Consider the following 9325-nt stretch of genomic DNA (forward strand, 5'->3'; position numbering starts at 1 on the left):
AATCACCTCAAAACCTTATCGTCTTTAAAATAATTTTCAACATAATTGCTTCCTATGGAAGCTTTGGATTCAAGAATTGAAATCACAATATTTCTGGCTACCTGATACATATTATATGTTTCTACGGATTCCACACTTTTAAGACTTGAAGTTTCCAGCTTAGAAAGTCTGTCCTCGACAATATCCAATGCTGCTTTAAGATCATCTGTATTTCTTATTATTCCAGCATGTTTTTCCATAAGAATTTTTAAAGATCTTTTAAACTCATCAAAATAAACTTCTTTATTTTTTCCATTCAGGCTGTCTTCATTTTTCAATTTCGGCAGGGTGCATACTTCTCCACATGAAATTTTTTCAGAGATATCCCCTGCGGCTCTTTTCCCAAACACAAGAGCTTCGAGAAGAGAATTGCTTGCCAGCCTGTTGGCACCGTGTACTCCAGTGCAAGCACATTCACCTATGGCATAAAGTCCTTCCATGCTTGTTCTGCCAAAGAGATCCACTTCAATTCCGCCCATGAAATAATGTTCCGCAGGAGTCACAGGTATATAGTCCCTGTACATTTCTATGGAGTTGTTTTCACATTCCCTGTAAATCTGTCTGAATCTGTTCTGAAGAAAATCTTTATCATACATGGTGGCATCCAGGTATACATATTTAGATGATGATTTATTCATCTGATCGAATATGGCCCTTGCAACAATATCCCTGGGTGCAAGTTCCATTTTTCTGTCATATTCTTCCATAAATCTCTTTCCCTCTATATTTCTAAGTACTGCACCTTCTCCTCTTACAGCCTCGGATATGAGAAACAATCTGTCATTTGTATTTCCTGAATAAAACGCTGTAGGGTGAAATTGAACATATTCCATGTCCTTGAGTTTCACATCTGCCCTTATTGCCATGGCAATTCCGTCTCCAGTGAGCACATCCACATTTGTGGTTTTTGAAAACAGCTGGCCTATTCCTCCTGATGCTATTATACAATACCGGGAGGTCAAATACACTGATCTGCCCTTATAAAATGCCGTTACGCCGCAGCATTTTCCCCTATTTTCCACAATATCCAGAGCAAATATATCTGATATTATTTCTATATTGTCAGCACTTTCAGCACCTCTTATAAGCACGTCCATTATACCCTTGCCCGTGGAATCGCCATTTACATGGAGTATTCTGGGTATGGAATGATTCCCTTCAAAGGATCTGTAGAAATTACCCTGATCATCCCTGTCAAAATTCACGCCAAGTTCAATCAAATTCTCTACGGCCTGCTCGGATTCATCTACAAGCACCTTCACGGCTTCCACATTGTTCACATAACAGCCTGCATTTACAGTATCCTTTACATGGAGTTCCCTGTCATCATCTCCTATGCTGGCGGCAATACCTCCCTGGGCCATGTAGGAATCCGAATCATCTATTTCTTTTTTACTGAGCACTGCTATCTTCAATTTTTTTGGAAGCATCAAAGCAGTATAGAGACCGGCTATTCCAGCCCCTATTATGACAATATCAAAATATTTACCTTCACAGAGTTCATTTTTAAAATCAACCAAATATCTTTTCAATTCATATCACCAGCCTATTTTATAATCACTTTATCCAACACCGCCGCTTTACTCAATACACAACATTTTCTCCAGGGAGTTCTCAGCTTTTTTCCTGATATTTTCAGGCACTGATACTTCGTATTCCATGTTGAGAAGACATCTATAAACACTTTCAAGAGATGTCATTTTCATATTTTCACATACAAGTCTGGGGCTCATGAGATAAAATTTTTTATCGGGATTATCCTTCTTCATTTTATGAAGCACACCTATTTCAGTACCTATGATAAATTCTGTATTTGAAGATTTACGGGCATGATCAATTATCTGTGAAGTGCTTCCCACAAAATCAGAACTTTCCCTTATTTCCTCGGAAACTTCAGGGTGAACCAGTATTTCGGCTTCTGGATGCTCTTTTGATGTTTTTACAAGGTCCTTCACTGTTATTCTGGCATGGGTTATGCAATGTCCAGGCCAGGGTATTATATGTTTCCCACTTACTTTTTCAGCTACATAACCGGCAAGATTTTCATCAGGCACAAACAGCACTTCATCCTCCTTTAAGCTTTCAACAACCTTGACTGCATTGGAAGAAGTACAGCATATGTCACTTATGGCTTTAACTTCTGCTGAAGAATTCACATAACATACAGCAGCTGCACCAGGATGTTTGCTTTTCATGGCCTCAAGCTGTTTTGCAGTTATGGAATCTGCCAGAGGGCACCCTGCATATTTTGAAGGGATCAGCACTTTCTTGTCCGGAGAAAGTATCTTTGCACTTTCCGCCATAAACCTGACACCGCAAAACACTATAATTTCCTTGTCCATTTTCGCTGCCGCCCTGCTGAGAGCAAAGGAATCACCTACAATATCCGCTATATCCTGAACTTCAGGCACCTGATAATTATGTGCCAGTGTACAGGCATTCCTTTCTGTTTTCAGTCTTTTTATTTCATTTATTAAAAAACTTCTATCCATTTTGTACTCCTAAAATAATATTTTATAATTACTGTATATACATTAGTATATACCTTTTTTATTTTTTAAACAATATTATCAATGATACTTAGTGCAACATATTTAAATGAATAAAAAACAGTAGACCTTTTAAATCTACTGAAATAATTTCACCGTTTAAAGAACAGCACAAAAGTCAAGGTATTGTCCTTATAAACTGCATTTATTGCCAATTTAGTTCTTTATTTTGTAGTAATAAATTTAATAACCTCCTCTCAGCAATGGTGTAACCTTACCTAAATAGTATATGCATAAAGCATGAAGTGCTCTGGTGCAAGCAGTATAGAGCAGAAGTCTTTCTTCCTCACAACCGTAATTTTCATCGCCTGCGTTATATATAAGCACCGCATCAAATTCTAATCCTTTAGCAAGATAGCCTGGAATAACCAAGGTATCACTTACGAATTCGTCATCATCCTTCATTATGGCTTTGACAGAAATCTTGCCTTTTAGGAAACTGTATACCTCCTGTGCTTCCCTTACAGTCCTTGTTATGATACCAATTGATTTACACCCTTTTTCTTTATATATTTTAATATCATCAAAAAGTCTATCTTTTATAGCCTCTTCATTTTGAAAGCCAAGAACTAAAGGTTCCTCTCCTCTTCTTTCCACGCACTCATCTGTAATCTCCTCATTAAGCAGCCTTCTTGAAAACCTGGTAATTTCCATTGTGGATCTGTAACTCTTTGTTAAATTTATTATGCAGGTATTATCTTTTGGAAATATATCTGATATATTACTATAATCTCCTACATTCATAAATGGATTGATGGATTGATGTAAGTCGCCCAGTATGGTCATATTTGCATGCTGAAAAAGCTGATGAAATATCTCATACTGTAACGGTGTATAGTCCTGTGCTTCATCAATAATAACATATTTGATTTCTGAGGTTTTTAGAAAGTCTCCAATGGCACCTTTTAGATATAGAAGGGGAGGCTGATCCTCATAATTAAGTATTCCAGTGTTCAGATTTTCTAGAGTATAGCTTTTGATTTCATCAATTTCCGTCCCACAGTATTTATTATTTGGACCTGAGTAAAAAAACTCGAGTTTCTCAAAAAGTTTTTTATAAATATCCACCAAATCAAGTTCTGTGATCCTATTGATTTCATAATAAATATTCTTCATTTCTTCCTTTACAATAAGTGTACTTTGCTTCATAATTTCTGCTTTATCTTTAAAAGAATCCGAATCCTTAAGATCGCTAGCCACTTCTTCCACCCATAGTTTTTTATAAGGCTCTACAAGGAACAAAATTCTTTTTCTTATCTTTTCAAGCCTTCTTTTCAGCGGAAGCCCTGCATAATCTTTAGAAAATAATTCTTGTATATCCTTAGAGGAAATTATCAAATTACCTCTGAAAATGATATCCGTAAAATTTCTATCCATCTTTTCCAGATAGGATACATATCCTTTTAATATATCTAAAAATTCCATGGAAGACTTAAATTTTATATTGCTGATTCTCCTTTGGTAAGAATCCTGCTTTTTAGAGATAAGGATATATTCCATCATCTGGCAATAGTTTTCCTTTATGAGATCATTGCCTAAGGCCCTCTGCATATATTCCTTAAATGTAGTCTGGTACATATTGTCTTCTCCAAGCTGCGGCAATACATTGGAAATATAATCATTAAAAATATCATTTGGAGATAATATCACTATATTTTCAGGCTTTATTTTATCCCGATGTTTATATAAGAGATATGCAATTCTATGAAGGGCAACAGAGGTCTTTCCACTTCCGGCAGGACCTTGAACAATCAAATTTTTATATTCCTCATTACGAATTACTTTATTCTGCTCCCTTTGAATAGTTGTTACTATTGTCCTCATTTTGCTATCAGTGCTTTTACTCAAGATATCCTGCAGCACTTCATCGTCTATCTTAAGATTGCTGTCAAACATATACTCAATTTTACCATTATTAATTTTATACTGTCTTTTGAGTGTAAGCTTCCCATCTACAATTCCTTCAGGACACTGGTAACCAGCCTCTCCAATTTCGTAATCGTAAAACATACTGGAAACTGGTGCACGCCAGTCATATACGAGAATATCATAATTATCATTAATAAGATTTGAAATTCCAATATAACACTTTTCAGCTTTCTCCTCTCCATTTTCAAGGAAATCAATTCTTCCAAAATAGGGTGATAAAAGCATTTTCTCATATTTTTTCTCAAGTTTTCTTGTAAACTCATAGCTTCTCTTCTCTATTTTCATTGTATTGATAAATTGCATAAAATCTACAATCTGTTCCAATCCATTGCTTACGGAAACAGCACCTATATCCTGCCACAGTTCCCTTTGTGTTTTAATGGCCTCCTTTTTAAATCTTTCTTTAAAATCATGTTTTTCATTAAACTGTTTTCGAGTTTCTTTAAGCACCTCCTGCAGCCATTCATTTTCAAGTTTCCATTTAAGATCATTCTTGTTCATAATATACCCCCTCCTTTTTGACGAATAACTAAGTAAGATTTTTTTCAAATACTGTTGACATCATTATTATAAGGATGTATAATATAATTAGATAGTTATGTTATTCTTTATTTATAATGATGATACTGGTTTAATATATCACTTTTATTTTGTTGTGTCAATGAGAGGGGCTGCTACACAATTGAATTTGTGCAACAGTTTATTTTTTTGCTCAAATATAGAAAATGCAGGGCCCGAAAACCCTGCAAATATTCTATAATTAATTTATGCAAAAAACAAATTACCAACATAAAAATTATACCGAAAAGTATTCCCTTCGCTCATTTATATACATATCCCTTAAATCATCTATTATTTCATTTATCTTATTCTGACTCTCTTCTTGATTTAAACTGTTAAAGTCATAATCCTGCTGCAAATAATTGTATATTAACATCTCTATTGTATAACCTACAACCTTTAGCCTCCAAGCAAAAAATATTTATCTTCTTATATATTTTCTCATCTTTAAACGTCTTATCATAATACGCTATATCAGCTAAACTATCATCCTTAGTATTTCTAACTGTCATGGTTTGTGATGGAATATTTTTTTCTGTTTTTGCAGAATTATCAGTTTGAATCGGTTTAGGTTTATTTTCTGATGTCTTATTTTCAGTAACATACATTCCAAATAAAATAAATGTAACAATTAATCCTATTCCATAATATTTGAACACACTATGGATAAAGCCTTTTTTAATATTTCATTTTTCTCCTGGACCATAGCATTTTTTCTAAGAATTTCTTTAATATTTTGCTCTTTGACTTCTGTACCATTGTTTTTATTTTTATCCTTAAGTAGCCACTGCCTCATTGTTGTTTTAGGTGTTCCATATTCGCTGTTAAGTTCACTTTAAAATTAATAATCTTTTTTAACTGTGTCCTCTTCATATGGTTCTAGATGTACAATGACATCTGCATTGTTATTTAATTCTTTTCTTAGTGCATCTTGAATTTTATGATTAAGTCTATGCGAGTCTTCAAGACTCAGCTCAGAATCGGCTAGGATATGCATATCTATGTGCATGTCATCAGTGGTTCCTCGACTTCTTATCTTATGAACTCCCTTTACACCTTCCTGAGCCAATGCGATTTTTTCTATTCTTGCTGTGTCAACTGCTGTAGTATCGACTAAAATTCCACTGGCTACTTTGAATATTTCATAGGCAGCATACAATATAAAACCAGCTACTATAACAGATGCTAGTGCATCAACAATTGGAGGTGCTCCTAGTTTTATCGCAATAATGGTAGTAATTACACCAATTGTTACGTATATATCACTTTTTGTATGCATTGAATCAGAAATAAGAATTGTACTGTTTAACACTGTACCCTTTCTATGTTCATATTTTGTAACAAATATATTAATGCAAAGAGTAATAATCATCACCATAAGACTTTCAATAGTAATTTCAGGTCTAACCGGATGCATGAATTTAGTAATTGCATCGGCTATAATTTTAAACCCCAGATAAACCAACATACCTACAATAAATAGTCCTGTAAGTGTTTCAAACTTTCTGTGCCCGTAAGGATGGTCATCATCGATAGGTTTTGCAGCTATTCCTATGCCAATGATTCCAATAATATTTGAAGAACCATCTGTAATTGAATGGAATCCGTCAGCTGTCATACTTGAACTATTTATAAGAGTACCAAAGATTATTTTTGCCACTGCCACTGCTATATTGGCAAACATGATAATCCACAGTACTTTTTTTACCTCCCTAAAGTTGTCTTTTATCAAAATAGCACCTACTTTCAATTAATAAAATTTAGTTGACTTATATATTTTTTCTCTCTTGTTCTTAAATATCCTTAAAATTCATACAATTATTACAGCATATTCTGTAGGTAATTTTTTGATATCTGGTGAAAGTCGTATTCAACATCAATAACGCTTTTATACCTCTCTTGAATACCAATAAGTTTTTTCAAAAATATCATTTCTTTTTCTGTCAATTCCAACTCATCATACCACGGCTTTGATTTTTTATTAGTTTTTTTGAAAGAAGAATAGTATAAATAAAGAAGTAAGTGACCCAAATATGAAAAATCCACAGAAGGCGTATACCTTTCATTATTTACTAATCTTGCAAGTCCAAAATCAATAAGATAAACATCTTCTTCATCAATAATCACATTTGGTAACCTTATATCCCTATGAACAATATTTCTCTCGTGCAGATACTTTATTATACCTATAAGCTTAATCCCTATTTTATAAATTTCAGCATTGGTAAAGATATGATTATCTCCAAAAATCATATCTTCTATTGTCTTTCCCTTTTTGTATTCCAAAATATAAGCATAGATATTATCATTTTTTATTGTATCAATTATTCTAGGAATTGATGAATGGTCAATAGATGAAAGTATTTCTTGCTCAAATATGATTTTGTTGCCACTTTTCTTAATAGCTTTAGGCTTAATCTCTTTTAGGATATATTTCTTGCCATCTAAATTAACCAAATAGCATATACCAAACCGTCCTTCACCTATTAATCTTATAACCTTATATCCACCAAGTAAACAACCTGGTGGATATATGTTTATTCTGAAAAATGGTATCATGACCATGAACCTTTAGATCTCCTTCTTCTATTATATTTTTGATCTGAATAATGTCTTTGATCTGAATTATGAGAATGATGGTTATTATATCCTTTGTCTGAATTAGAAAATGAACCAAACATTCTTAATATGCGGCTTAAAAATCCTTCTCTTTTATAATAGTTGCTACCTTGATGTTTATCTCCATAATGCCTTTTTCCTGATGATCTTGAAAAACTCATTCTAATACACCTCTTTCTAATCTATTTTCCATTAGATATATACCCTGTTAATTATCAATTGCAAATAGACTCTGTGTTTTTATATTATGATATAACTCCATATTTGTCAATGGTTTATAAAATAAATTTATATTTAATATTTATTATCAATTGATAATAGAATATAATTGATAACCTTTATTATAATTAGATATTTACTTTTCCTTATATAGCCTTACCACGCATTCTACGTGTGTTTTGATAGAAAGGTGATACTAACGCTCGAAATTATAGATTTCAAAATGGGAGGATGTTTTAAGGTATCCATGAAATTTTATGAAGTAATACTTTTATCCAGAGAGAATTTTCAACTGTACACCCTACTCTATCCCCAGTTATGGATATGAGCTCAGTTCCATATTTCTCAAACTAACATTTCATAATCTTTTAAGTAAATATTTCCCTTAAATATAACTATTATAAAGAAATACAACTGTGCATAGTGATTTATCATTAATGCAATACCATTACTCTATTTTTTACTCTTTTCAAAAAGCTTATTAATAATCTCTGCATCTAAGCCTCCTGAAATAGCTTTATTAATAGATTATTTATCCCAAACTACTGAAACAAATTTCCCAATTACATCTGAATCCTTAACTTCTATATTAAGTGCTTTGCAGTTTTCCTCATGTTCTTTTCTTAATTCTTCCGGAGCGTCTTTATAGGTATATGTTTTCAACGTTACTGTTGCGCTTCTCTTTGCTGCTGATTTTTTTCCTGCATAGCCATTATTGCTTTGATTAAATTTTTTTTCAGCTGCAGTATCGGTATTATTTTCCGAAGTTGTTGCTGATACCTCATTGATATTTAATGCAAACAGGGAGCCTCCTATAACAGCTAGTGATATAGCAACAGCTGCCATTCCTTTTTTTCTTGACTTTGAACTTAACATGTTTTCTACTCTCCTTTTCGTTATATTTACTTTTTTATTAGTTAACTGTGATGACATCATAGAAAGTTTTAGCGTATTTTTATATCTAGCAGATTTCACCAAAAGCAGTGCATATTCTTTAATATCCTCTGTTCTGGATTCACTAATAACTACTTCATCACAGGATAACTCACATTGTTCATTAAAAAATTTTCTAAGTATATATATTAATGGGTTAAACCAATGTAATGCTACTGAGAATATCATAAGAAGTTTTATAACATTATCTTTTCTTTTAAAATGAACTAGCTCATGTCTAAATATCCATTTTAAATCATTGTTTGAAAATTCTTGTTCCGGTATAATTATTATAGAATTTAGTATTCCTATTATAGCTGGCGAAGAAATTCCTTTTACTATTTTCACTCTTATATCCTTAGTTATATTTAAATTTATTTTTTCATTATTTAAAATTTCTTCTATTCTTATATCCTTTACAGAAGTCATATTATTTTTAACTTTTAAATAAAATTTTCCTTGAAAATAAGTATAAT

At 32.6% G+C, this 9325-nt stretch carries 9 protein-coding genes; all 9 read right to left on the reverse strand.

Going from position 1 to position 9325, the window contains the following annotated elements; all coding sequences use genetic code 11:
* Positions 1–2: 2 nt before the first annotated feature.
* Complete coding sequence (locus CLLU_RS04800; protein ID WP_106008439.1) at positions 3–1571, reverse strand: L-aspartate oxidase; 1569 nt, start codon at positions 1569–1571, stop codon at positions 3–5.
* Between the two features lie 48 nt (positions 1572–1619).
* Entirely contained in the window at positions 1620–2531 is a 912-nt protein-coding gene (gene nadA / locus CLLU_RS04805) for a quinolinate synthase NadA (protein WP_106008440.1), read from the reverse strand.
* A 240-nt stretch (positions 2532–2771) separates the two neighbouring features.
* The gene (gene helD, locus CLLU_RS04810; protein ID WP_106008441.1) at positions 2772–5018 is read right to left on the reverse strand and encodes an RNA polymerase recycling motor HelD; all 2247 of its coding nucleotides are present in this window, start codon (positions 5016–5018) and stop codon (positions 2772–2774) included.
* Positions 5019–5419: 401 nt separating this feature from the next.
* The gene (locus CLLU_RS04815; protein ID WP_106008442.1) at positions 5420–5737 is read right to left on the reverse strand and encodes a hypothetical protein; all 318 of its coding nucleotides are present in this window, start codon (positions 5735–5737) and stop codon (positions 5420–5422) included.
* Positions 5716–5874, reverse strand: coding sequence for a hypothetical protein (locus CLLU_RS18660; RefSeq protein ID WP_158255875.1), 159 nt, complete (start codon positions 5872–5874; stop codon positions 5716–5718). The genes CLLU_RS04815 and CLLU_RS18660 overlap by 22 nt, the downstream gene beginning before the upstream one ends.
* Before the next feature lie 45 nt (positions 5875–5919).
* Positions 5920–6810, reverse strand: coding sequence for a cation diffusion facilitator family transporter (locus CLLU_RS04820; RefSeq protein ID WP_106008451.1), 891 nt, complete (start codon positions 6808–6810; stop codon positions 5920–5922).
* Positions 6811–6899: 89 nt separating this feature from the next.
* The gene (locus tag CLLU_RS04825; RefSeq protein ID WP_106008443.1) at positions 6900–7643 is read right to left on the reverse strand and encodes a protein kinase domain-containing protein; all 744 of its coding nucleotides are present in this window, start codon (positions 7641–7643) and stop codon (positions 6900–6902) included.
* Positions 7634–7858 (reverse strand): hypothetical protein, encoded by a 225-nt coding sequence (locus CLLU_RS04830; RefSeq protein ID WP_106008444.1) that lies wholly within the window; start codon positions 7856–7858, stop codon positions 7634–7636. Before CLLU_RS04830 ends, CLLU_RS04825 begins: the two co-directional genes overlap by 10 nt.
* Positions 7859–8444: 586 nt before the next feature.
* Positions 8445–9278, reverse strand: a complete 834-nt coding sequence (locus CLLU_RS04835) for a M56 family metallopeptidase (protein WP_242977473.1) — start codon at positions 9276–9278, stop codon at positions 8445–8447.
* Positions 9279–9325: the final 47 nt, after the last annotated feature.

The organism is Clostridium luticellarii, assembly GCF_002995845.1.
GTDB lineage: Bacteria > Bacillota > Clostridia > Clostridiales > Clostridiaceae > Clostridium_B > Clostridium_B luticellarii.